The organism is Rahnella sp. CFA14(1/10) (assembly GCF_004195095.1).
Taxonomy (GTDB): Bacteria; Pseudomonadota; Gammaproteobacteria; order Enterobacterales; family Enterobacteriaceae; genus Rahnella; species Rahnella perminowiae.
On sequence record NZ_SEWS01000002.1, the window covers coordinates 465,527 to 489,276 of the forward strand.

Genomic DNA, 23,750 nt, shown 5'->3' on the forward strand with positions numbered 1-23,750 from the left:
CAAGGAATCCATTCATGGCACGCATCATAGTTGTTACATCGGGTAAAGGGGGCGTTGGCAAGACCACTTCAAGCGCGGCCATTGCTACCGGTTTAGCTCAAAAAGGCAAAAAGACTGTTGTTATCGATTTTGATATCGGTCTGCGTAATCTCGACCTGATTATGGGCTGTGAGCGCCGGGTGGTTTATGATTTCGTTAACGTGATCCAGGGTGATGCCACGCTGAATCAGGCGCTTATCAAAGATAAACGCACCGAAAACCTGTTCATTCTTCCGGCTTCGCAAACCCGCGACAAAGACGCACTGACCCGCGAAGGCGTAGAGAAAATCCTCAACGATTTAGCCGAAATGGAATTTGACTTCGTCGTGTGTGATTCTCCGGCGGGCATCGAAACCGGCGCACTGATGGCGTTGTATTTCGCCGATGAAGCCGTGATTACTACTAACCCTGAAGTCTCGTCCGTTCGTGACTCCGACCGCATTCTGGGCATTTTGTCTTCAAAATCCCGTCGTGCGGAACAAGGCTTAGAGCCTATCAAAGAACATCTGCTTCTTACCCGTTACAACCCGGGCCGTGTCAGCCGTGGCGACATGCTGAGCATGGAAGATGTGCTGGAAATCTTGCGTATTCCTCTGATCGGCGTTATTCCGGAAGATCAGTCTGTACTGCGTGCGTCCAACCAGGGCGAGCCGGTCATTCTGGATCAGGAATCTGATGCAGGGAAAGCGTATGACGATACTGTCAGCCGTCTGCTTGGGGAAGAACGCGCATTCCGTTTCATTGAGGAAGAGAAGAAGAGTTTCCTGAAACGCCTTTTTGGGGGATAAACCATGGCATTGTTAGATTTCTTTCTGTCCCGCAAAAAATCGACAGCCAATATAGCCAAGGAACGGCTACAGATCATCGTAGCCGAACGGCGTCGAGGGGATAGTGAACCATCATATCTGCCTGAACTGAAACGAGACATTCTGGCGGTCATCTGTAAGTACATTAAGATTGACCCCGAAATGCTGCAGGTTCAGTTCGAGCAAAAAGGTGACGATATTTCCGTACTGGAACTTAACGTCACCCTGCCTGAATCAGAAGAAGCGCCTAAATGACAGCAGCTTGTTTGCAGGTGTTTTTTTCAGTATAGCGCCCCCTGTTACCGCAGGGGGCTACTGCCCTTTATCTCGATCCCTTCTGTTATTGTCTCTGCGCCGCAAATAATCACTGTATATATATCCATGTAAGAAGCTCATTTCCCCTCTGTTTGTTTTTATTATTGATAAATTTGATTAAGACTCATCTTATTCAGGCTGGAATTTACTCTCTCTACACTGCCTAATACGCATTTTTTATGCTTAAGCGTTATCGGGATAATATAAAATTAAAAGAGCGGGACATATGCCCGCTCTTTTTTTAACGCTTACCCACTTTCTTTCATAAAAGAAGGATCAGTAATTACTCAAAATTTCTTTCAGTCTTTCGGCTAACAACTTCCCCCGCCAGCCACTGATTAATTCCGGCTGTGATTCTTTATCTTTTAACTTCCAGTGATAGGTCAGTAACTGATTAATCTGGCGACGTGAAGCCAGCATTTCCACGCTCAGTTTGCTTTCCTCACTGACAGTCTGAATGAGTGCTTTAATATCCTTAAACACTTTGCGGTAACCCGGCTGGTCAATCAGGTTCAGAACCGGTGCGGGGAGTTCAGTTTCCTCCAGTGCATGAGATTCTTCCACCAGCGCCAGCAACGTACGTCCGTGATAGCGAATTTCCGGACCACTCAGACCCAGCGCTTCCAGCTCCCCCAGCGACGTTGGCTGATAGCGCGCCACCTGCCAGAGGTTTTCCTCACGTACGACAAAATTAACGGCCAGATCACGCTGGCGGGCCTGGTTAAGGCGCCACGCGGCTAACAATTTCAGGCAACCCAGCTGACGCGGACGCAACTGAAAAGCGTTACTGATTTCCAGATAAGCCAGTTCCGGTTGCAGCACCTCTTTACGACGCCGGCACAGGGCAAGGCATTCATCCAGTGCAGCGTCCATCCACCCTGCTTCCCGGGTTTCGCGCATCAATTGATCGGCCAGCGGCAGCAAATACCACACATCTGCAGCGGCATAGACGCACTGTTTTTCGCTCAGCGGACGGGCGATCCAGTCGGTGCGCGATTCACTTTTATCCAGCTCGACGCCGGTGGTTTCCGCCACCAGACGCGCAAAACCACAGGATAATGGGCGCCCGCTGAAGGCGGCGAGGATCTGCGTGTCAATCAGCGGCGAAGGCATCACCCCGAAGGCATTCAGAAACACTTCAAGGTCTTCACTGCCTGCGTGAAGGAATTTGATAACATCAGGGTTAACCAGCAAATCGATGAAAGGTTGCCAGGCGGTGATCGGCAAAGGGTCAATCAGCGTCAGACGTTCGCCATCAAATAGCTGGATGAGCCCCAGTTGCGGGTAGTAAGTGCGGGTGCGGACAAATTCGGTATCCAGCGCAATTTTACTGTGCGCTTTTGCCTGAAGACAAACTTGCTCAAGCGCGTCATTGGTGGTGATCAACTGATAATTCAAAACGTCATTCTCTTAATCATTACTGCGTTATAACGTGACAACGCCGGACAGCGCCGGCGTTATGAATCTGACTCTTTCTGACTGAACAGGCAATCTGCTATGCCGCATCCTGCTTCGGACGGGCTTTAGGTTTCACCTGCTCGTCACGAAGTTCCCTTCTGAGGATTTTACCGACATTTGACTTCGGCAACTCATCGCGGAACTCAACAATCTTCGGTACTTTGTAACCGGTTAATAACCGGCGGCAATGTGCGAGTAGCTCTTCGCTGGTCAGTGAGGCGTCTTTCTTCACCACGCAAATTTTGACGATTTCACCCGACGACTCATCCGGCACACCAATGGCGGCAACTTCGAGTACCTTGTCATGTTGTGAAACCACCTCTTCAATTTCGTTAGGGTAAACATTGAAACCGGAAACCAGAATCATGTCTTTTTTACGATCGACAATCCGTAAGAAGCCCTGCTCATCCACTGTAACGATATCGCCCGTCGATAACCAGCCATCTTTTAGCACCTCGTCGGTGGCGGCAGGGCGTTGCCAGTAACCCAGCATAACCTGTGGACCTTTGACCCACAGCTCTCCAGGCTGGCCCGGTGCAACATCCTGTCCGTTATCATCCACAAGACGGACTTCCGTGGACGGGACCGGCAGGCCGATACTGCCACTGTAATGTTTCAGATCATACGGATTGCCCGCCACCAGGGGTGAACATTCTGTCAGCCCGTAACCTTCCAGCAGATGTTTACCGGTCAGCTTTTCCCACTTCTCAGCCACTGATTTCTGAACCGACATTCCGCCGCCGACCGAAAGACGCAGCGAGGAGAAATCAAGCTCACGGAAATCTTCATTATTGAGCAACGCGTTGAACAACGTATTTACACCGCTGATGGCGGTGAACGGATATTTACCGAGCTCTTTGACCATCCCCGCGACATCGCGCGGGTTGGTGATAAGCAGGCTCTTACCCCCCAGTTCAAGAAACAGCAGACAATTCACTGTCAGGGCGAAAATGTGGTACAGCGGGAGCGCGGTCACTACCAGCTCATGCCCCGGCTGTAATAATGGCGCATAGGCTGCTTTCGCCTGCTCCAGATTCGCCTGCATGTTACGGTGAGTCAGCATCGCCCCTTTCGCCACCCCTGTGGTTCCACCGGTATATTGCAGGAACGCCAGATCATCATTAATGATTTCAGGTTTGATGTATTGCAGACGACGCCCGCGCTGTAAGGCGGTGCGGAAGGAAATCGCGTTCGGCAAGTGGTATTTCGGCACCAGCCGTTTGATATATTTCACCACAAAGTTAACCAGGGTACCCTTCGCCGCAGAAAGCTGATCGCCCATCCGGGTGAGGATCACATGCTTAATCTGGGTTTTGTACACCACTTTTTCCAGGGTATGGGCGAAGTTGGAAACAATCACAATGGCACTGGCACCGCTGTCGTTAAGCTGATGCTCAAGTTCGCGCGGCGTATACAGCGGATTGACGTTGACCACCACCATACCGGCGCGCAATACACCAAACAGGGCAATCGGATATTGCAGCAAATTAGGCATCATCAGGGCAACGCGATCGCCCTTTCTGAGTCCCAGTTCATTTTGTAAATAGGCGGCGAAAGCACGGCTGCGCTCTTCGAGCTTGCGGTAAGTCATCACCTCGCCCATGTTGATAAATGCCGCGTTGTCTGCGTAACGCAGTGTGGCATTTTCAAACATCTCGACCAGCGAACTGTAGCGGTCTGGATCGATGTTCTCAGGAACATCTGCCGGATATCGTTTTAGCCAAACCTTTTCCAAGGTATCACTCCTGAAATCATGTTCTGTTGCCGTCTCTATTCGACGAGTTTTATCACGTCTTTAACAATATTTTAACTCAGCTTACCAGTTGCGTTTCAAACAATGTCGAGGTTGAGAGGCGGGTCACTTTTTCTGCGCCCTGACTTTGCCAAACCGTCCATGGCGAAAAATAAAAAGGCGGCAATTAAGCCGCCTTAACAACGATCTTTTCTTCATGTCATTTCTTTGGCAGCAGCACAACCCCATGTGCCGCTGCCGGTTTTACTGCCGCCGGGCGTGGTGCGCCACGAGCAGGCGGTGCGCCGTGCGGCGGAGGCGGTCTACTCGGTGACGACGTTTTCGACCCGTGCCGGTGCAGCGTTATACCAGCCTGGCCCCCAGCCGGGACCAAACCCTCGCCCCCAGGAATCATAAGGTCCACCAAAACCATAGCCCCACGGACCGATAGGTTGCGGAGGCATAACGACTTGTTGCTGTATCCGCCAGCGTTTGTAGCTGTTGACATTAACGGTGACGAAATCATAAGACGTCTGGCCGATGGTGCCTTTTTCCACACCGGTAATAGGCCCGACGACGGTCACCAGTTGATTACGGTAATCCACCGGATCCACAAAGCCGTTAATGTAGGCCATGATACGCCCGCGCGATGCCGCCCCTAAAATCGGACGAGCACCGTCATCCAGCGGAACGGTGGCGATTTCCAGACGCGTCCTGTTTTGCAGGTTGGTCACAGAGATTACTTTTCCGCCAAAACGCGACTCCTGGCCGACATACAAACCAGGCGCACCTTGTACGGCCTGTAAATTCATTTGCGGCGTAGCCGTCGTACCCCGAATCTCATCGGGTACCGTGACACAACCGGATAATACCAGCACACTGAGCGCCACGGCACTCAGCGCCATTTTCTTACCCGCAATACCTGATAACTGCTGAACAACAGACCACTTACGCATTACGATGACTCCTGTGCAAACTCTTCATTTTGACCGTCTTTTGATGCACAAGTTGCCATCGTTTATCGGCCCGGCAGCTTTTTCCACGTAACTTCATTACGCAGGTAAGTCGGTTCAGCGTCTTGCGGATTAACGCGAACACCGTTTTCCCAGAGCCGGAGCGCCAGCGGCAGCATGTCTTCCGCCTGTGGCAGTAACATTTTGCCATCAAATAATTCCACCACCGGCGATTCACCCAGTAAATCTGGGTAAGCTTCCCAGCCGGTGCCTACTGTGGCAAAACGCCCGGTTAACTCACCTGCACGCGCCAGAAGCTGTTCAGGTTTGATGACCTTTTCGGTATTCTCGCCGTGCCAGACACCTTGTACATCACGGGTAAATTCCCCCCAGTACACTTCGCCCATACGTGCATCAATGGCGGCAAGCACACGATCAGCGCCGGTCTGGCGATAAGCACCCTGTGCCATCGTTTGCAACGTTGAGACAGGTAACAAAGGCAGTTCCGCGCCAAGCGATAAGCCCTGGGCAATACCAATACCGATGCGCACGCCGGTGAAACTGCCCGGGCCTCGGCCGAAAGCCAGTGCGTCGAGTTGTTTCAGGGAAAGTCCCGCTTCGGCGAGAATTTGCTGCACCAGCGGCAAAATACGCTGCGTATGTTCGCGGGCGCAGAGTTCGAAATGAGCGAGCGTTTCGCCCTGATTGTAAAGCGCAACCGAACAGGCTTCTGTCGCCGTATCAATTGCTAAAATTCGCGTGGACATGCCAGACCTCAGGCGGGGAGATTAATAAGTTATACCCTAAATACTTCGAGTTGCAGGGAGACCACAAGCTCGTGAATTCCCGGGAACTTAGATAACTAAGTGACTGGGGTGAGCGAGCGCAGTCAACGCATCTGCAACGTGAAATATGACGGGTATAAGAGCCTTTTTCGGGGCGGCATCTTAGCATAAACAAAGGGCTAATTCTGCTCTTCGGCGTTCTGTAAAAAGCGAATCGCGTGTGTGAGATCACGGGTACGTGGTGTGGGCGGCAAACTGTTGAGGAAAACTTCGCCATAAGGGCGCATAACCAACCGGTTATCACAAATCACCATCACACCGCGGTCATCCGTATCACGGATCAAACGTCCGACGCCCTGCTTAAGGGTGATAACGGCATCCGGGAGTTGTACGTCATTAAACGGATCTCCGCCGCGCAGACGGCAATCTTCAATACGGGCTTTGAGCAACGGATCGTCAGGGGACGTGAACGGCAATTTGTCGATAATCACGCATGACAGCGTGTCCCCGCGCACGTCCACGCCTTCCCAGAAACTGCTGGTGGCAACCAGTAACGCATTACCGGCTTCGACAAATTGCGCCAGCAGCTGACCTTTACTGGTTTCGCCCTGCAATAAAACCGGCAGCGTCAGGCTGGCCCTGAATTCTTCTGCCAGCTCGCGCATCATTTTATGAGACGTGCACAGGAAGAAACAGCGGCCTTTGTTGGCTTCGATAAGCGGGCGCAGCATACGTGCCAGCTGTTTTGCACCGCCCTGCACATTCGATTCGGGCAAAAAGCGCGGAACACATAACAGAGCCTGTCTGGCGTAATCAAACGGGCTCGGCAGCAACAACGTTTCTGCCTCATCCAGACCCAGCCGTTCCGTAAAATGATGCAACTGGTCGTTCACCGACAACGTTGCAGAGGTGAAAATCCATGCCCCCGGTTTTTCTTTCATCATTTCGCTGAACTTGTCAGTCACCGACAACGGCGTCAGCGCCAGGACGAAATGACGTGAATTGCATTCGTACCAGTAGCTGTAACCGGGGATCGACACATCTTTCAGGCGCTTGAGACGGTTGCGGTAAAGCGTGGCGCGCTCGAAAGCGGCATCCAGCAGCGCAGAACGGCCGAGAGAGAGTTTGACCACGTCATAACAAAGTTCCAGCGCGTCATCAAGCAACAGTAAGGCGCGCTGAATGGCCGGCTGGCTAAGGACATCACGAAGATTGCCGCGAAATCCGGGCTCACCGAGCGCCAGACGGAAATCCATCGTGCTCTGGCTTAACCGGTCAGCGCTTTTCTGCAATTGCACAGAGTCACGGACCTCAGTCCGGTAAGCAATAGTGATGTCTTTCGCCATATCAAGCAGTTGGCGGCTGGTGACTTGCTGACCAAAATACTGGCTGGCAATATCTGGGATCTGATGGGCTTCGTCGAAAATCATCACGTCAGCTTCGGGGATCAGCTCGCCAAAGCCGCTCTCTTTCACCACCATGTCCGCCATAAACAGATGATGGTTTACCACCACCACATCGGCGTCCATCGCCTTACGGCGGGCTTTCACCACAAAACATTCTTTGTAAAGCGGGCAGTCACTACCCAGACAGTTATCGTTAGTACTGGTTACCAACGGCCAGACAAAGCTGTCTTCCGGCACCACGGTGCAGGTGCTGATATCACCCTCTTCCGTACTGCTTGACCAGTGACGCAGATGCGCCAGTTCACTGAGTGCCTGGCTGGCCAGATCGCCGCCGGAAAGCGATTGCTGCTCCAGCCGTTCCAGGCACAAATAGTTTGAGCGCCCTTTCAGCAGGGCCAGACGGCCTTTGAAGTTCAGCGCACTGGCAACTTTGGGCAAATCGCGGGAATAGAGCTGATCTTGTAAGTTTTTCGAACCGGTGGAAATAATGACTTTTTTGCCGGAACGCAATGCGGGTGCCAGATACGCATAGGTTTTACCGGTCCCGGTTCCGGCTTCCACCACCAGCCCTTGTTTACCGCTGATGGCTTTGCTGACAGCCTGCGCCATCAGGCGCTGAGGTTCACGGGGTTTAAAACCTTCAATTTTCTGCGCCAGTGCGCCGTCTGTTGCGAAATCGTCTGTCACTGCGTCTCTCTGCCTGTACGGATCAGCAGTGATTATGCCAATCCCCCGGCCCGACTACCACCGCCATCTGTCAATCCAACGTATTCATGCTTTGTGATACCCTTAGCGGCATCATAAAAAAGTCACTAACGGGAGCTATAAACATGACCATCGAGCGTATCCGCCCTGAGCCACGGATGTCCGACATCGTTATCCATAACAACACCATTTACTACACGGCGGTACCGGAAAATCTGGACGCGGATGCAAAAGATCAGACAGCGGAAACGCTGGCGATTATTGACGCCGCGCTGGCGGAAGCAGGCTCAGACAAGAGTAAAATTCTTGATGCCACCTTGTTTCTGGTCAATAAAGATGATTTCCCGGCAATGAATGAAGCCTGGGACGCATGGGTATCGCCGGGCAATGCACCGGTGCGCTGTACGGTGCAGGCCAACCTGATGAACCCGAAGTATAAAATTGAAATTAAAATCATTGCCGCACGCTAATTGCTGATCAGCAGATATAAAAAAACCTCCCGCAGGAGGTTTTCATTCTTCGTACGTCGCAGTTTTAGATCGTAGCACCAGCAACCGCTTCTTTTGCCAGTTCAGTGATACGTGCGTAATCACCACTTTCCAGCGCATCAGCTGGCACCAGCCATGAACCACCGATACACAACACACTTTTCAGCGCCAGGTAATCACGATAGTTCTTCGGTGAAATCCCGCCGGTCGGGCAGAAACGCACCTGCGGGAACGGACCGGCAATCGCCTGCAACGCTTTCACGCCGCCATTGGCTTCAGCCGGGAAGAATTTAAATTCACGCAGACCGGCATCCAGCCCCATCATCAGTTCGGATACGGTGCAGATCCCCGGAATTAAAGGAATAGAACCGGCATTGGCTGCTTTCAGCAGAGCATCAGTCAGGCCAGGGCTAATCGCAAACTGGGCACCCGCTTCGGTCACTTCAGCCAGTTGCTCAGGATTGAGCACAGTCCCGGCGCCAATGATAGCGTCCGGTACTTCTTTGGCAATGGCGCGGATCGCATCCATTGCGCATGGGGTACGCAACGTTACTTCCAGCACACGTACGCCGCCAGCGACCAATGCTTTGGCCAGCGGAACGGCATGCTCCAGTTTGTTGATAACAATCACAGGAACAACCGGCCCTGAGGTCAGAATTTGTTCCGCGCTTGTTTTCCAGTTTTTCATCTTTTTCTCCATTTATGCCCGCAGGCACCGTTGTGATTGATGGCGCGCCCCTGCCACAGGGACCGGCAGAGACTTTCTCCGCCAGTAACCGACCACACCCGATTGGACGATACTTCTCTCCCCGTCATATCTGAAGCCGCAGCGGCTGTGCGTGTTAACCCGAATCAAGGACGCATGTCAGCTCACCGGGTCTCACTTACTTGCCGCCTTGCGGCGACTTCATTTATCTGGGGGAGTCATGACTCCCTACATTATCCGTTACTCGAATTCGTTCCAGGAACGCCCGTCGCGGGTGATCATCGCCACAGAAGCGACGGGTCCCCAGGTCCCGGACTGATACGGTTTTGGTGCTTCGCTCTCTGCCGCCCATGCGTTCATGATGGAGTCAACCCACTTCCAGGCCTCTTCCACTTCATCACGACGCACAAACAACGCCTGGATCCCGCGCATGGTTTCCAGCAGCAGACGCTCGTAAGCATCGGCAATATGCTGTTCATTAAAGGTTTCAGTAAAGCTCAGATCCAGCTTGGTCGTTTGCAGACGATGCTTGTGTTCAAGACCTGGCACTTTGTTCAGCACTTCGATCTCAATACCTTCGTCCGGTTGCAGACGAATGGTCAGTTTGTTCTGCGGCAGTTGCTGGTAAGAATCACGGAACAGGTTCAGCGCAGGATTTTTGAAATACACCACGACCTCGGAACACTTGCTCGGCAGACGTTTACCGGTACGCAGATAGAACGGCACTCCAGCCCATTGCCAGTTGTCGATATCCACACGAATAGACACGAAGGTTTCGGTGCTGCTGGTTTTTTTCGCCCCTTCTTCTTCCAGATAACCGGGAACTTTTTTGCCCTGCACAAAGCCCGCGGTGTATTGTCCGCGCACCGTGTTTTCACGCACGTTTGACTGGTCGATACGACGCAGGGAACGCAGCACCTTGACTTTTTCATCACGAATACGGTCGGTACTCAGATCAGCCGGAGGCGACATGGCGATCATGGTCAGAATTTGCAACAGGTGGTTCTGGATCATGTCGCGCATCTGACCCGCGTCATCGAAGTAACCCCAGCGGCCTTCGATACCGACCTCTTCAGCGACCGTGATCTGCACATGATCGATCGTGCGGTTATCCCAGTTGCTGGCAAACAGATTGTTAGCAAAACGCAGCGCCAGAAGGTTCAGTACCGTTTCTTTACCCAGATAGTGGTCAATACGGTAAACCTGGGACTCAGCAAAGTATTCAGCCACCTGATCGTTGATGACCTGAGAAGACTCCAGAGAGTGTCCCAGTGGTTTTTCCATCACGACCCGCGCAGGCTCTTTGTTCAGTCCTGCTTCACCCAGGCCGCGGCAAATCGCACCAAAGTGACTTGGCGCAATCGCAAAGTAGTTAATGGTAGCGCGGTTTTGCTGGTCGAGCATTTTGCCCAACACTTTGAAATGCTTAACATCGTTGACATCAAGGTTACAGAAATCAAGACGGGCACTGAGTTTATCCCACAGTTCCGGATCAATTTTTTCTTTCATGAAGGTGGTCAGTGCTTCTTTAACCACTTCGGTATAGGCCGCTTTGTCCCATTCCGCACGTCCCACACCGATGATGCGGGTGTCGGGGTGAATGTGACCTGCTTTCTCTAACTGATACAGGGAAGGCAACAGCTTACGGCGCGCAAGATCGCCCTTTGCACCGAAAATTACCAGATCACACGCCTGGGCTGTCTGAGTTACCGCCATGTTCTTCTCCTCAATGCAGGAATACCTAACATATTTCTGGTTGCTGTGCGTGAGCTGCAACTCGAATTATCTCGGGTACATATTGTAATTTTATTTCAGCAACAATGTACTCTGATTGCCTGTGAGCCGTAAACCATGATCTGACAAGGGGATAACTCTGCGTAAAACCTTGTTTTTATCATAAGTATCTCAGCTGCTGTCAAAACCCACAACATTCTGTAATTTTATGACAAAACTGAACAGAATTTACCATACTGAAAGTTAGATCTCGGTCAAACTCTGACAAAAAAAGCGGTTTTTTCGTCTGACTGACGCTGCCAACGGCATTAAGCGCGTAGTATATTTTCATCAAATCACTACGATTTCCTCTTTTCAAAGAAATCGTTGAAACCTATGAGTGTCATGCTTATGAATACATTGGAAAAAATCCAGACCCACCTTGACATTCTGAGTAAGTCAGAACGCAAAGTCGCCGAAGTTATTCTGGCATCTCCGCACATTGCCATTCACTCCAGTATTGCCACTCTCGCCCGCATGGCGGACGTCAGTGAACCTACTGTAAACCGTTTTTGCCGTCGCCTCGACACAAAAGGGTTTCCAGATTTTAAATTACATCTGGCACAAAGTCTGGCAAACGGTACACCTTATGTGAACCGTAACGTGGATGAAAGCGACAGCGTCAGCGCTTACACCAGTAAAATTTTCGAATCAGCCATGGCCAGCCTCGATCAGGTGAAAAACACCCTCGATATTACAGCTATCAACCGCGCGGTCGATTTACTCACCCAGGCAAAAAAGATTTCCTTCTTCGGACTGGGTGCATCAGCCGCCGTGGCGCATGATGCCATGAACAAATTCTTCCGGTTTAACATTCCCGTGGTGTATTTCGATGACATTGTTATGCAGCGCATGAGTTGCATGAATTCCAGCGAAGGCGATGTGGTGGTGTTGATTTCCCACACGGGCCGCACTAAAAATCTGGTCGAGCTGGCGCAACTTGCCCGCGAAAATGACGCCACGGTCATTGCCATCACCTCCTTTAATACGCCACTCGCGCATGAGGCAACGCTGGCTCTGTTACTGGATGTTCCGGAAGATACCGACGTTTATATGCCGATGGTTTCGCGTATCGCACAACTGACGTTGATTGATGTGCTGGCTACCGGGTTTACGTTGCGCCGTGGGACAAAATTCAGAGATAACCTGAAGCGGGTCAAAGAAGCGTTGAAAGAATCGCGCTTTGATAAGGGGATAGTCGTCCCTAACCTGTCAGAATAAGCTCGCCCACGGGTCGGCACATCAAATCATTCACAGAACATATGAACACAGCACCATTGATTTAATAGGGAGTCTGGCGGGAAATCTACGCGCAAAGTGCGCAGGGTAAATGTCAGACATGAGGTCAGCGGGTCACACAGGTGAAACCCTTTTGTATTACAATTACACCTAAACCTAATGTGGGCTCGCTGTTTTTTGCATTACCATTTTTCATCAGTTAACGGAGTTAGGCATGTCCAGAAGGCTCAGAAGAACGAAGATCGTTACCACACTCGGCCCTGCAACTGACCGCGACAATAATCTAGAGAAGATCATTGCTGCTGGTGCAAATGTTGTGCGTATGAATTTCTCCCACGGAACCCCTGAAGATCACATCCTCCGCGCTAACAAAGTCCGTGAAATAGCCGCGCGTCTCGGCCGCCACGTCGCGATCCTTGGCGATCTGCAAGGCCCAAAAATCCGCGTATCAACCTTTAAGGAAGGTAAAGTTTTCCTCAATATCGGCGACAAATTCCTGCTTGATGCCAATATGAGTAAAGGTGAAGGCGATAAAGAAAAAGTAGGTATTGATTATAAAGGTCTGCCGGCCGATGTGGTGCCTGGTGACATTCTGTTACTTGATGACGGCCGTGTGCAGCTGAAAGTACTGGAAGTTCAGGGCATGAAAGTGTTCACCGAAGTTACCGTGGGCGGCCCGCTCTCTAATAATAAAGGCATCAACAAGCTGGGCGGTGGCCTTTCTGCCGAAGCCCTGACTGAGAAAGATAAAGCAGACATTATTACTGCGGCCAAAATGGACGTAGATTATCTGGCAGTTTCATTCCCACGCACTGGCGAAGATCTTAACTATGCGCGCCGTCTGGCCCGCGATGCAGGCTGTAATGCGCAGATTGTTTCTAAAGTTGAACGTGCTGAAGCGGTAGCGACAGATGAAGCAATGGATGACATCATTCTGGCTTCCGACGTTGTCATGGTGGCCCGTGGAGACCTGGGTGTCGAGATCGGTGACCCTGAGCTGGTCGGTATCCAGAAAAAACTGATCCGTCGTGCACGTCAGTTAAACCGCGCGGTGATCACGGCGACCCAGATGATGGAATCAATGATCACCAACCCGATGCCAACCCGCGCAGAAGTGATGGACGTGGCGAACGCCGTGCTCGATGGCACCGATGCGGTGATGCTGTCAGCGGAAACGGCAGCGGGTCAGTATCCGGCTGAAACCGTGGCGGCCATGGCACGCGTTTGTCTGGGTGCAGAAAAAATCCCCAGCATTAACGTCTCCAAGCACCGCCTGGACGTGGAATTCGATAATATCGAAGAAGCCATTGCGATGTCTGCCATGTACGCAGCAAACCATCTGAAAGGCGTGACAGCCATCATTTCCATGACTGAATCGGGTCGTACTGCGCTGATGTTGTCCCGTATCAGCTCCGGTCTGCCGATCTTTGCCATGTCACGTCACGAACACACCCTGAACCTGACCGCGATTTACCGTGGCGTCACCCCTGTCTTCTTCGACAGCGTAAATGACGGGGTAGCGGGTGCACAAGATGCCGTGAATTTACTGCGTGATAAAGGTTATCTTTTGTCCGGCGATCTGGTGATCATCACCCAGGGTGATGTCATGAGTACCATCGGCACCACCAATACCAGCCGTATATTGCGTGTAGAATAATGGCAAAATGTAATAAGATATAAATATAGGGCCGATCATGATGATCGGCCTTCTTATTTACTCCCCCGCCCGAAAATTTACTCCCCTTTTGCATATCCGCCCAAATGCTTAATGCGAATATTATTGTTGCCATTGTTTTGAAATAATCAGGCGCTGCGTGCAAACGTTCCGTCGGTAAAAGTTATTACACTTACAAACACTGCGTCTAAATATAACTTTTGATAGTAAAATACGCCCCCACTTAGACAAAATAATGTATAAAAAATACAGATTCTTCCCATAGGAATATTAAGAGCTTAATATTCACCCGCTTATTTATGTGACGAACATCACATTAAACAATCAAAAAGTTCTGTTATGCGCAAATGTTTACTCTCGTTGTTGAATGATAATGATTTGCATTTATAATGATTCTCAATCGTTAAAACATTGCATAAATCCGTACTAAGGAAATCAAACAAGACATAACACTTATTATTTTACATAAGATAAAATATTTAACCATACACTTTACAGGCATGGCCATCAGCCCTGCCTGCTAATGCTTACGTTCACTGCTAAATCCTGACTTTATCCGGGCGGCCGCCCCACGCCTGCTGAGGATGAAAAGGACTAACCCAAAGGATACAGAATGAGCCAGATAAATAACTGGGAATTAATGCAATCCGGTAGCCAAAATCTCCCCCCAGCCCAGGCAAATATAAGCAAAAATAAGGGTTATATTTTTAACCACCACAATACCCCTGAATGGCAGGCGCAGATTGAACAAGGCGTTGAATTAATTAAATCCCATATTAACCATACTGAGAAACCCTTTTCCGGTGTTTCTCCGGCTGAATTAGCCGAGCAATTTCGCCATATTGACCTGACTAAACCTCTGGACGGAACGCGGCTGGCGCTGGAAGAACTGGATGATTTATATCTTCAGCACGCGGTCTATTTCCATCATCCGAAATACCTAGCGCATCTCAACTGTCCGACCGTCTTACCTTCCCAACTGGCGGAGCTGTTTATCAGTGCCATCAACTCCTCGGTGGATACCTGGGATCAGAGCGCAGGCGGCACGCTCATCGAGCAAAAAGTCATTGACTGGACACTCGCCCGTATCGGTTTTGGCGCACAGTCAGACGGTATTTTCACCAGCGGCGGGACCCAGTCCAACCTGATGGCCATGCTGCTGGCGCGCGACAGCCATTGCAAACGCACCCGACCGCAGCACAGCATCAAATATCAGGGTCTGCCGCCGGAAGCCAACCGCTGGCGTATTTTCAGTTCACAGGTCAGCCACTTCAGTATTCAGAAATCCGCTGCCCTGCTCGGCCTGGGTTATGACGCCGTGGTGCCGGTCGCCTGCGACAGCGCTTTTCGCATGGATATTGCCGCACTCCGTCAGGAAATTGAGCGCTGCCACGCTGAAGGGTTGATTCCGATTGCCGTCGTGGCAACCGCCGGTACGACTGACTTTGGCAGTATCGACCCGCTGAATGAGATCGCTGAAATCTGCCGCCAGGAAAAAATCTGGATGCATGCAGATGCCGCATACGGCTGTGGTTTGCTGGTTTCGCCACAGCATCGTCAGCGGATTGACGGCATCCATCTGGCCGATTCCGTCACCGTGGATTACCACAAATCCTTCTTCCAGCCGGTAAGCTGCAGCGCGTTTCTGGTTAATGACCACCGTCATCTGGAGCACGTGACACATCACGCCGAATATCTGAATCCGCTGAGTGCGAAACTGGAAGGCACGCCGAATCTGGTGAATAAAAGTATCCAGACCACCAAACGTTTTGATGCCCTCAAAATGTGGCTGACGTTGCGCATTATGGGTCAGCAGGCATTAGGAGAATCCTTTGATGTGCTGCTGGCCCGCGCGACACAAACGCATCAGATGATGGAAGAGAATCCGAATATTGAAGTGCTGCATAAGCCGGAGCTGAGCACGCTGGTGTTTCGGTTCGTACCGCGTTTATCCATGACGCATGAACAGATTGACGACATCAACGCCGGGATCCGTAAGGCCATTTTCCGCGACGGCAGCGCCGTTATCGCCGGAACCAAAGTACATCAGCGCCAGTATCTGAAATTTACCTTACTCAACCCAGCCACCACCACGGAAGACGTTGCCGATGTGCTTAGCCTGATTACTCATTACGGCAAAGAACTCACTGCCAGTGCGCTGAGCGCCGCGAAAAACCGGTAAAAGGAGCCACACCATGAATACCCACCCAAACGACCCTATGTATGATTTTATCGCCGTAGGAATCGGTCCGTTTAACCTCGGGCTGGCCTGTCTGACTGAACCACTGAAAGCGCTGAACGGCCTGTTTTTAGACCAGAATGACAGCTTCGACTGGCACACCGGCATGATGCTGGAAAGCGCACATTTACAGACCCCGTTTATGGCCGATCTGGTGACGCTTGCCGATCCGACCAGCCCTTACAGTTTTCTTAATTATCTTAAATTAAAGGGAAAACTCTACTCATTCTACATCCGTGAAGATTTCTTCATGATGCGTAAAGAGTTCAATCAGTATTGTCAGTGGGCATGCAGCCAGCTGACCAGCCTGCAATTCTCCACGCGCGTGGAGGGCGTTACCTGGGATGCGGCACAGGAATGCTATCGGATAGAGGCGCGCTCGACGAAAAGCGGCGAAAAACAGATTTACCGTACCCGAAGGCTGGTTCTCGGCACAGGGCCGTCAGCGTGGATGCCTGCCTGTGCGCGGGATGCCGGTAGAAACGTGCTTCACTCCTCGGCCTATTTACCGAATAAACAGCAGGTACAAAATTCAAAATCCATTACCGTAGTCGGCAGTGGCCAGAGCGCCGCAGAAATTTACTATGACCTGCTCTCCGACATCGACACGCACAATTATCATCTGACGTGGGTAACCCGTGCACCGCGTTTCTACCCGCTGGAATACAGCAAACTGACGCTGGAAATGACCTCACCGGAATATATCGACTATTTCCACGCGCTGCCGGTAAGCAAGCGCGATCAGCTCAATCGGGAACAAAAATGTCTGTATAAGGGCATTAACATCAGTCTGATCAACGATATTTATGACCTGATGTACGTCAAACGCCTCGACGGCCCGCTGAGTGTCGATTTGTACACACATTCGGAACTGACAGCGCTGACCCGCAGCCGCAGCGGCGAACTTGAAATGACCTTGTTCCACCACGAACAGCAACAGCAATACCGGCACCGCACGGAATCAGTGATCCTCGCGACCGGGTACGGCTATCAGCCACCGCAGTTTGTGGAGGGCATTTATAACCGCATTCAGTGGGATGAAGCCGGTCGTTACGCCGTCAACCGCAATTACAGCATCGATGCGCACAACCAGATTTTCGTACAAAACGCCGAGCTTCATACGCACGGTTTCGTCACACCGGATCTGGGCATGGCGTGCTACCGCAACAGCACTATTATCCGCGAAATGCTCGGCCATGAAGTGTATCCGGTGGAAAAAACCATTGCTTTCCAGACCTTTGGCACCCGCAGCCCTGACGCAAACTAACGGAGATTTACTCATGTCTGATGCCATTTCTACCGCCGTATTCTCCTGCCTGCGCGATGCAGGGAAACTGTCTTTACGCCCGCTGTCTCCGGAAAAAGACGCCGCCGTTTTACATGGCTGGATGACGCAGCCCTACGCGCATTTCTGGGGGATGCAAAACAGCACCATTGCAGAAGTCAGCAATTTCTATCGCGACCTGACTCAGGATAAACCGCTGGCAGCGCTGATGGGCGAAATCGACGGACAGCCGCAATTTCTCATCGAATGCTATCCGGTTGAGGATGACCCGTTGCATGAGCATTACGCTGTACAACCCGGTGATATGGGCATGCATATTCTGCTGTCACCGGCTGAAAAGCCGGTGACTGGCTTCAGCTGGCAGGTGTTTTCAGCGGTGATGGAGTACCTGTTCAGCCAGCCCGATGTCCGGCGCGTGGTAGTCGAGCCGGATGTTCGCAATGAAAAAATTCATAAGCTGAATAAACGCGCCGGTTTCCGCTATCAGAAACAAATCCAACTGACACACAAAACTGCATGGCTGGCATTTTGCCAGCGCGAAGATTTTTTTCAGGCCAGCCAGAAGGAAAAACACACCATGACCCCTGCTAATCTGCAAACCGGGCAGCACCTGCAACCTGAAATCTGGGCGAAAGCGAATGCCCTGCTGCTGCGTAAATGCCTGTCCGAGCTAACCCATGAACGTCTGCTCACACCTCAGGCATTAAAAACAACCGGCACCTGGACGGATTATCAGCTGACGGTTCCCGCCTCGGAAATTGAATACCATTTCCGGGCACGCTTGCTGCCACTCAATGACTGGATGATTGATCTCAAGAGCATTAAGCGTCTGGATAATTTTACCGTGCAACCCCTGGATGCCGTTAAATTTATCATTGAATTCGCAGAACATATTGGTATCTCACAAGCCATGCTGCCGACTTATCTGGAAGAAATCAGCAGCACGCTTTACAGCAGCGCTTATAAACTGGCGAATAATCACACGACAGCAAAGCAACTGTCAGAAGCCGATTTCCAGACTGTCGAAACCAGCATGACTGAAGGCCATCCAGGCTTTATCGCTAACAATGGCCGTATCGGTTTTGATGCCGGTGATTATGTTCGCTATGCACCGGAAGCGGCCAGCCCACTGCAACTGGTCTGGGTTGCGGTTCATCATGACAAAGCACATTTCGCCAGTGTCGAAGGTTTGCCCTATGAAAAGCTGATCGCAGAAGAGTTGGGCGAAGCGCAGATTTGTGCTTTCACGCAGAAGCTGATTGATAAAGGTGTCGATCCGAAAAATTACTATTTCATGCCGGTGCATCCGTGGCAGTGGCAGAACAAATTACTGACCGTTTTCGCACCGGATATTGCCCGTCAGTTTCTGATTTTTCTTGGTGAAGGTGAGGATAACTATCTGGCGCAGCAGTCAATCCGCACCTTCTACAATACCAGCCGTCCGCAAGGGCGTTACGTTAAAACAGCGTTGTCGATCCTGAATATGGGCTTTATGCGCGGGCTTTCGCCGTACTATATGGCGACGACGCCGGGCATCAATGAATGGCTGGCGGATCTGGTGGAAAACGATTCGTATCTGCAATCCACCGGTTTCAGCATTTTGCAGGAAGTGGCGTCGCTCGGTTATCACAATCACTATTTCGAAGACGCCATAAAAGGTGACAGCGCATACAAGAAAATGTTTGCGGCGCTGTGGCGTGAAAATCCGGTCGCCCTGTTGCAACCCAACCAGCGCCTGATGACCATGGCTGCCCTGCTGCATACCGACAAACATGGCGATGCGCTGATTGTCGAGATGATCAAATCATCCGGTCTGGCCACCGGAGACTGGCTTAAACGTTACATGCACGCCTATCTCAGCCCGCTGCTGCACTGTTTCTATCAGTACGATCTGGTGTTCATGCCGCATGGCGAAAACCTGATTCTGCGTTTCGAAAACAATATCCCGATCAATGCCTTCATGAAGGATATCGCCGAGGAAATTGCAGTGATGAACCCGGATGCCTGTCTGCCTGAAAAAGCCAAACGTCTGGCGGTAGATGTGCCGGATGATCTGAAAATTTTGTCGATTTTCACTGACGTCTTTGCCGGCGTATTCCGGTTTATTGCCCGCATTCTGGAAGAGCATGGCGATTATCCTGCCGGGCAGTTCTGGCAGGTGGTGGCAGAAGTGGTCCGCGATTATCAGACTCAGTATCCGGAACTGGCCGGGAAATTTGCCCGGTATGATATGTTCGGTGCCGAGTTTACGCACTCGTGTCTGAACCGCCTGCAACTGGCGAATAATCAGCAAATGATCAATCTTTCAGATCCGGCGCAGAATCTTAAGTTCGCCGGCACGCTGGAAAATCCGATTGCCGCCTACGCCAACCGTTACTGAAACCCCTTTTTCTAATCTGCAGAATTTTAGCGCGGCTTTCACAGGCCGCGCTTTTTTGATGTGAAATCCTGGAGTATTAACGTTATGTCGTCCGTTTCCGAACCCGCTTCGCGGTTGAATTTTCGCCAGAGGTTGTTCCCGCTGTCGCTGGTGTTATTCGAATTTGCCACCTATATCGCCCACGATATGATCCAGCCGGGTATGTTGCGGGTGGTCAGTGATTTCAGTGCCAGTGCCGACTGGGTTTCCACCTCACTGACCGCGTATCTGTGCGGCGGTATTTTGCTGCAATGGCTGCTGGGTCCGCTGTCCGACAGGCTCGGACGCAGACCTGTCCTGCTGGCAGGCGTGGCCTTCTTCACCGCCACGTGCCTGCTGACAGTTTTTACCCAAAACATTGAACAATTCATTCTGATGCGCTTTTTACAGGGCATGAGTCTGTGCTTTATCGGTGCAGTGGGTTATGCCGCCATTCAGGAAGCATTCAGTGAAACAATGAGCGTTAAACTGATGGCGCTGATGGCTAACATCACGCTGATAGCCCCCCTGCTCGGGCCGCTGGCTGGCGCGGTATTTATTCATTATGCGCCATGGAAAGCCATGTTTGTGTTGTTCTCGCTGGTCTCTGCATTTTCATTCTGGGGTCTGTGGCGCAGCATGCCGGAAACTGCCACCGGACGCGGGGAAAGATTTTCAATACGCCGCTTACTGACCGATTACCGCGAAGTGTTCAGCAATACCGGCGTGATTCTCGGGTCGCTGTCCATCGGGCTGATCACCCTTCCGCTGCTGGCGTGGGTGGCGCAGTCACCGGTATTACTGATTCAGGATGCCGGTATGACGCCGCTAAAGTACGGATGGTTACAGGTGCCGGTATTCGCCGGGCTGATTATCGGTAATATCACACTCAGCAAAATCAGTGGGAAAGTGAATATCCGCACACCCGTCTGGATAGGCATTGTCCCAATAGTGCTCGGTCTGGCGGTCAGCGCCGGTGCCGCGCTGTTTATGGTGCACGCCTGGGGCTGGATAATTGGCGGGCTCAGCCTGTATGCGCTGGGCTCAGGGCTGGTAAATGCCGGGCTTTACCGTCTGACACTGTTTTCCAGCCCAACCGGCAAAGGCACCGTTGCGGCGACGCTGGGGCTGATCACAATTGTGGTATTTGCGGCGGGCATCGAAGTGGCAAAGCAGTTGTATTTCGTACTCGGCAGCGGCATGTTTATGCTGACGGGTATGATTTCCGGCGCGACCGGCGTATTGCTGATTGCCGCGTTCCTCAGGCGTATCCCTGAAAAAAATATAAAAAAAAGCTGAGGTGTGAGCCTCAGCCTTTCAAGTTTTTAACGGTTACTTTTTGGGATAAAGTTCTTTGCGCGAATAAGGCTCAGGTTCACCCGGCTTTCGGGTTTTAAGCAGCTTGAGGATCCAGGTGTACTGTTCCGGATTCGGTCCGACCAGCACTTCCACCTCCTCGTTCATCCGCCGTGCGATGCGATTGTCATCGGCAGTGGCCAGATCATCCATCGGCGGGCGCACATAAATATCCAGCCTTTGTTCGTGGCCGTTATAGACAGGGAACAGCGGGATGATCGACGCACGGCACACTTTCATCAGACGTCCGACCGCAGGCAATGTTGCCTTGTAGGTGGCAAAGAAATCGACGAACTCACTGTGCTCAGCGCCGTGATCCTGATCCGGCAGATAGTAACCCCAGTACCCCTGACGCACTGAACTGATGAACGGCTTGATGCCGTCATTACGCGCATGCATTCGACCACCAAAACGACGGCGAACGGTATTCCACAGATAATCGGTCAGCGGGTTTTTCTGATTATGGAACATAGCGGCCATCGGCTGTCCGTCAGCGGCCATCAGCATCGCCGGGATATCCACAGCCCATCCGTGTGGCACCAGAAAAATCACATTTTTGCCTTCGGCATGCATCTGGTCGACAATTTCTTTGCCGTGCCAGTGAACACGCTGCATGATTTTTTTAGGATCACGGAGGGCCAGTTCAGCCATCATCACCATAGATTGCGGAGCGGTGGCAAACATCTCATCGATGATATGTTCACGTTCAGCTTCAGGTGTTTCGGGCAGACAATACAGCAGATTAATTTGCGCACGACGACGTGCGCCTTTCGCAAATTTTCCGGCCAGACGGCCAAGGCTGCCTAAAATAGGGTCGCGAACCTTCGCCGGCAGATATGCCATTCCGGCCATCGCTCCGACGCCCAGCCAGACGCCCCAGTAGCGCGGATGATAGAAGGCTTTCTGAAATTGCGGAATAAATTCAATAGTCGATCGTTTTTCTTTTTCTGGCTGCATGCTCAGGCTCTTATGACAAATTCTGCCTTAATGATAAGTGCAGTGATTTATTTTGCAATAAATCACTGCCTTGGAAAATTAAGCGCGAAGAGATCAGTCAAGCTTCAGTTGAGGAACAACCTCACGAACAGTGGCCAGATAAGTACTGCGATCTTTACCTGTCAGCCCTTCCGTTCTCGGCAGTTTTGCCGTCAGCGGATTCACAGCCAGCTGGTTAATCCACATTTCAAAATGCAAATGCGGGCCGGTTGAACGGCCGGTATTGCCGGACAGTGCGATGCGATCGCCCCGTTTCACTTTCTGACCGGGTTTCACCAACAGCTTACGCAAATGCATATAACGGGTCATGTACTGACGACCGTGACGGATGGCAACATAGTTACCCGCAGCGCCGCCATTCTTGGCAACGACCACTTCACCATCGCCCACCGCCAGCACCGGCGTACCGACAGGTACGGCGAAATCGACGCCACGGTGCGGTGCTATGCGCCCGGTCACCGGGTTCAGACGACGCGGGTTGAAATTAGAAGAAACGCGGTATTGTTTACCGGTCGGGAAACGCAGGAAGCCCTTCGCCAGCCCGCTGCCGGTGCGGTCATAAAATTTGCCGTCTTCAGCCCGGACAGCGTAATAGTCTTTGCCGCCGGTACGCATATGCACGGCCTGCAATTCACTTTGCTCATTCTTACCGTCCAGTACTTCGTGGGACATCAGCACCGCAAAGTCGTCGCCTTTCTTCAATTTACGGAAATCAAGTTGCCACTGCAGTGCTTTAATAACAGCACTGACTTCAGCGCTGCTCAGCCCTGCGGCTTTGGCGCTGGTGACAAAACTGCCGTTCAGAGTCCCTTTCAATACTGAATCTTTCCATTCCCCTTTCAGGGTTTCCAGAGAGGATTTAAACGTGTTGCCCGAACGGTCAAAGGTGTAAGTTTCGCGACGTGATTTTTCCCATGTCAGGCGTTGCAAATCACCGGCATCATTGAGCGTCCACGAAATTTGCTGACCGATTTTCAGATTACGTAAATCACGGTTGGCATCTGAAAGTGCAGCAATTTCTGACATATCAATGCCGTACTGATTCAGAATGCTACTCAGCGTATCGCCGGTAGAAACCACATATTCATGTACGCCGGCTTCATTGACTGTTTTATCGTCAAGATCATCTTGCGGAATGTCATCATCGGCGGGGGGAGACTGGTCGATAGGCTCGCTGGCTTCAGGAAGCAGTGAACGTAATTGCTGGTTATCAAGGGTGATATTTTTAACCAGCGGTTTGGTATCGGAAAGGTCATTGTCCGGGTGATAGGCTAACGGTTTCCATACGGCCACAGCCAGTGTGACGACGGTAAGTGACCCCAGCATAATGCGATGGGGCCGCGGAAGGTTGCTATACGCCAGAGCGATAGATCGGGCTATCAGCTGCACTTAAATT

Annotated in this window: 18 protein-coding genes; 9 read left to right on the plus strand and 9 right to left on the minus strand. The window is 51.5% G+C overall.

Annotation, left to right across the window (positions count from 1 at the left end; all coding sequences use genetic code 11):
- Window positions 1–14 precede the first annotated feature (14 nt).
- Window positions 15–827: a septum site-determining protein MinD gene (gene minD, locus EVX52_RS05720; protein ID WP_013575324.1), complete on the plus strand. Its 813-nt coding sequence runs from the start codon at window positions 15–17 to the stop codon at window positions 825–827.
- 3 nt (window positions 828–830) lie between these two features.
- Window positions 831–1,100 carry a cell division topological specificity factor MinE gene (gene minE / locus EVX52_RS05725; RefSeq protein ID WP_112290033.1) on the plus strand — a complete coding sequence of 90 codons (270 nt, stop codon included), beginning with the start codon at window positions 831–833 and terminating at the stop codon, window positions 1,098–1,100.
- A gap of 336 nt (window positions 1,101–1,436) precedes the next feature.
- Here the strand turns inward: minE and rnd are convergent, their stop codons facing one another.
- From rnd to EVX52_RS05750, 5 genes are all read right to left on the minus strand, one after another.
- Window positions 1,437–2,558: a ribonuclease D gene (gene rnd, locus EVX52_RS05730; protein ID WP_129990811.1), complete on the minus strand. Its 1,122-nt coding sequence runs from the start codon at window positions 2,556–2,558 to the stop codon at window positions 1,437–1,439.
- A gap of 97 nt (window positions 2,559–2,655) precedes the next feature.
- The gene (fadD, locus tag EVX52_RS05735; RefSeq protein WP_129951111.1) at window positions 2,656–4,353 is read right to left on the minus strand and encodes a long-chain-fatty-acid--CoA ligase FadD; all 1,698 of its coding nucleotides are present in this window, start codon (window positions 4,351–4,353) and stop codon (window positions 2,656–2,658) included.
- 320 nt (window positions 4,354–4,673) lie between these two features.
- Window positions 4,674–5,306, minus strand: coding sequence for a Slp family lipoprotein (locus EVX52_RS05740; protein WP_129951110.1), 633 nt, complete (start codon window positions 5,304–5,306; stop codon window positions 4,674–4,676).
- Window positions 5,307–5,368: 62 nt separating this feature from the next.
- On the minus strand, window positions 5,369–6,070 hold the full coding sequence (gene tsaB, locus EVX52_RS05745; RefSeq protein WP_129951109.1) for a tRNA (adenosine(37)-N6)-threonylcarbamoyltransferase complex dimerization subunit type 1 TsaB: 702 nt from the start codon (window positions 6,068–6,070) through the stop codon (window positions 5,369–5,371).
- Window positions 6,071–6,267: 197 nt separating this feature from the next.
- Window positions 6,268–8,181: an ATP-dependent DNA helicase gene (locus EVX52_RS05750; RefSeq protein ID WP_129951108.1), complete on the minus strand. Its 1,914-nt coding sequence runs from the start codon at window positions 8,179–8,181 to the stop codon at window positions 6,268–6,270.
- A 143-nt stretch (window positions 8,182–8,324) separates the two neighbouring features.
- Here EVX52_RS05750 and EVX52_RS05755 point away from each other — a divergent pair, with 143 nt between their 5' ends.
- Complete coding sequence (locus EVX52_RS05755) at window positions 8,325–8,669, plus strand: RidA family protein (RefSeq protein WP_129951107.1); 345 nt, start codon at window positions 8,325–8,327, stop codon at window positions 8,667–8,669.
- 64 nt (window positions 8,670–8,733) lie between these two features.
- Here the strand turns inward: EVX52_RS05755 and EVX52_RS05760 are convergent, their stop codons facing one another.
- Both EVX52_RS05760 and zwf read right to left on the minus strand, forming a co-directional pair.
- Complete coding sequence (locus EVX52_RS05760; RefSeq protein ID WP_129990812.1) at window positions 8,734–9,375, minus strand: bifunctional 4-hydroxy-2-oxoglutarate aldolase/2-dehydro-3-deoxy-phosphogluconate aldolase; 642 nt, start codon at window positions 9,373–9,375, stop codon at window positions 8,734–8,736.
- A 258-nt stretch (window positions 9,376–9,633) separates the two neighbouring features.
- Window positions 9,634–11,109 carry a glucose-6-phosphate dehydrogenase gene (zwf, locus tag EVX52_RS05765; RefSeq protein ID WP_129951105.1) on the minus strand — a complete coding sequence of 492 codons (1,476 nt, stop codon included), beginning with the start codon at window positions 11,107–11,109 and terminating at the stop codon, window positions 9,634–9,636.
- Between the two features lie 408 nt (window positions 11,110–11,517).
- Between zwf and EVX52_RS05770 the strand changes: the two genes are divergently transcribed.
- From EVX52_RS05770 to EVX52_RS05795, 6 genes are all read left to right on the plus strand, one after another.
- Window positions 11,518–12,387: a MurR/RpiR family transcriptional regulator gene (locus EVX52_RS05770; RefSeq protein ID WP_129951104.1), complete on the plus strand. Its 870-nt coding sequence runs from the start codon at window positions 11,518–11,520 to the stop codon at window positions 12,385–12,387.
- Window positions 12,388–12,619: 232 nt separating this feature from the next.
- Window positions 12,620–14,062: a pyruvate kinase gene (pyk, locus tag EVX52_RS05775; RefSeq protein ID WP_129951103.1), complete on the plus strand. Its 1,443-nt coding sequence runs from the start codon at window positions 12,620–12,622 to the stop codon at window positions 14,060–14,062.
- Window positions 14,063–14,720: 658 nt separating this feature from the next.
- A complete protein-coding gene (locus EVX52_RS05780) occupies window positions 14,721–16,262 on the plus strand; it encodes an aspartate aminotransferase family protein (protein ID WP_370278317.1) in 1,542 nt (513 codons plus the stop codon).
- 13 nt (window positions 16,263–16,275) lie between these two features.
- Window positions 16,276–17,586, plus strand: a complete 1,311-nt coding sequence (locus EVX52_RS05785) for a lysine N(6)-hydroxylase/L-ornithine N(5)-oxygenase family protein (protein ID WP_129990814.1) — start codon at window positions 16,276–16,278, stop codon at window positions 17,584–17,586.
- A gap of 13 nt (window positions 17,587–17,599) precedes the next feature.
- Window positions 17,600–19,984 carry a GNAT family N-acetyltransferase gene (locus EVX52_RS05790; protein WP_129990815.1) on the plus strand — a complete coding sequence of 795 codons (2,385 nt, stop codon included), beginning with the start codon at window positions 17,600–17,602 and terminating at the stop codon, window positions 19,982–19,984.
- An 84-nt stretch (window positions 19,985–20,068) separates the two neighbouring features.
- Window positions 20,069–21,301: an MFS transporter gene (locus tag EVX52_RS05795; protein WP_129990816.1), complete on the plus strand. Its 1,233-nt coding sequence runs from the start codon at window positions 20,069–20,071 to the stop codon at window positions 21,299–21,301.
- Between the two features lie 33 nt (window positions 21,302–21,334).
- Here EVX52_RS05795 and lpxM read toward each other — a convergent pair whose 3' ends face one another.
- Entirely contained in the window at window positions 21,335–22,315 is a 981-nt protein-coding gene (gene lpxM, locus EVX52_RS05800) for a lauroyl-Kdo(2)-lipid IV(A) myristoyltransferase (RefSeq protein WP_129990817.1), read from the minus strand.
- A gap of 93 nt (window positions 22,316–22,408) precedes the next feature.
- Window positions 22,409–23,743 carry a murein DD-endopeptidase MepM gene (gene mepM, locus EVX52_RS05805; protein ID WP_129951097.1) on the minus strand — a complete coding sequence of 445 codons (1,335 nt, stop codon included), beginning with the start codon at window positions 23,741–23,743 and terminating at the stop codon, window positions 22,409–22,411.
- Window positions 23,744–23,750: the final 7 nt, after the last annotated feature.

Coding starts and splice junctions, on each gene's coding strand:
- EVX52_RS05740 (WP_129951110.1), bottom strand. CDS start 5,306: ATGCGTAAGTGGTCTGTTGTTCAGCAGTTATCAGGTATTGCGGGTAAG.
- lpxM (WP_129990817.1), bottom strand. CDS start 22,315: ATGCAGCCAGAAAAAGAAAAACGATCGACTATTGAATTTATTCCGCAA.
- EVX52_RS05770 (WP_129951104.1), top strand. CDS start 11,518: ATGAATACATTGGAAAAAATCCAGACCCACCTTGACATTCTGAGTAAG.
- minE (WP_112290033.1), top strand. CDS start 831: ATGGCATTGTTAGATTTCTTTCTGTCCCGCAAAAAATCGACAGCCAAT.
- pyk (WP_129951103.1), top strand. CDS start 12,620: ATGTCCAGAAGGCTCAGAAGAACGAAGATCGTTACCACACTCGGCCCT.
- minD (WP_013575324.1), top strand. CDS start 15: ATGGCACGCATCATAGTTGTTACATCGGGTAAAGGGGGCGTTGGCAAG.
- EVX52_RS05795 (WP_129990816.1), top strand. CDS start 20,069: ATGTCGTCCGTTTCCGAACCCGCTTCGCGGTTGAATTTTCGCCAGAGG.
- EVX52_RS05780 (WP_370278317.1), top strand. CDS start 14,721: ATGCAATCCGGTAGCCAAAATCTCCCCCCAGCCCAGGCAAATATAAGC.
- EVX52_RS05790 (WP_129990815.1), top strand. CDS start 17,600: ATGTCTGATGCCATTTCTACCGCCGTATTCTCCTGCCTGCGCGATGCA.
- zwf (WP_129951105.1), bottom strand. CDS start 11,109: ATGGCGGTAACTCAGACAGCCCAGGCGTGTGATCTGGTAATTTTCGGT.
- tsaB (WP_129951109.1), bottom strand. CDS start 6,070: ATGTCCACGCGAATTTTAGCAATTGATACGGCGACAGAAGCCTGTTCG.
- EVX52_RS05760 (WP_129990812.1), bottom strand. CDS start 9,375: ATGAAAAACTGGAAAACAAGCGCGGAACAAATTCTGACCTCAGGGCCG.
- EVX52_RS05755 (WP_129951107.1), top strand. CDS start 8,325: ATGACCATCGAGCGTATCCGCCCTGAGCCACGGATGTCCGACATCGTT.
- EVX52_RS05785 (WP_129990814.1), top strand. CDS start 16,276: ATGAATACCCACCCAAACGACCCTATGTATGATTTTATCGCCGTAGGA.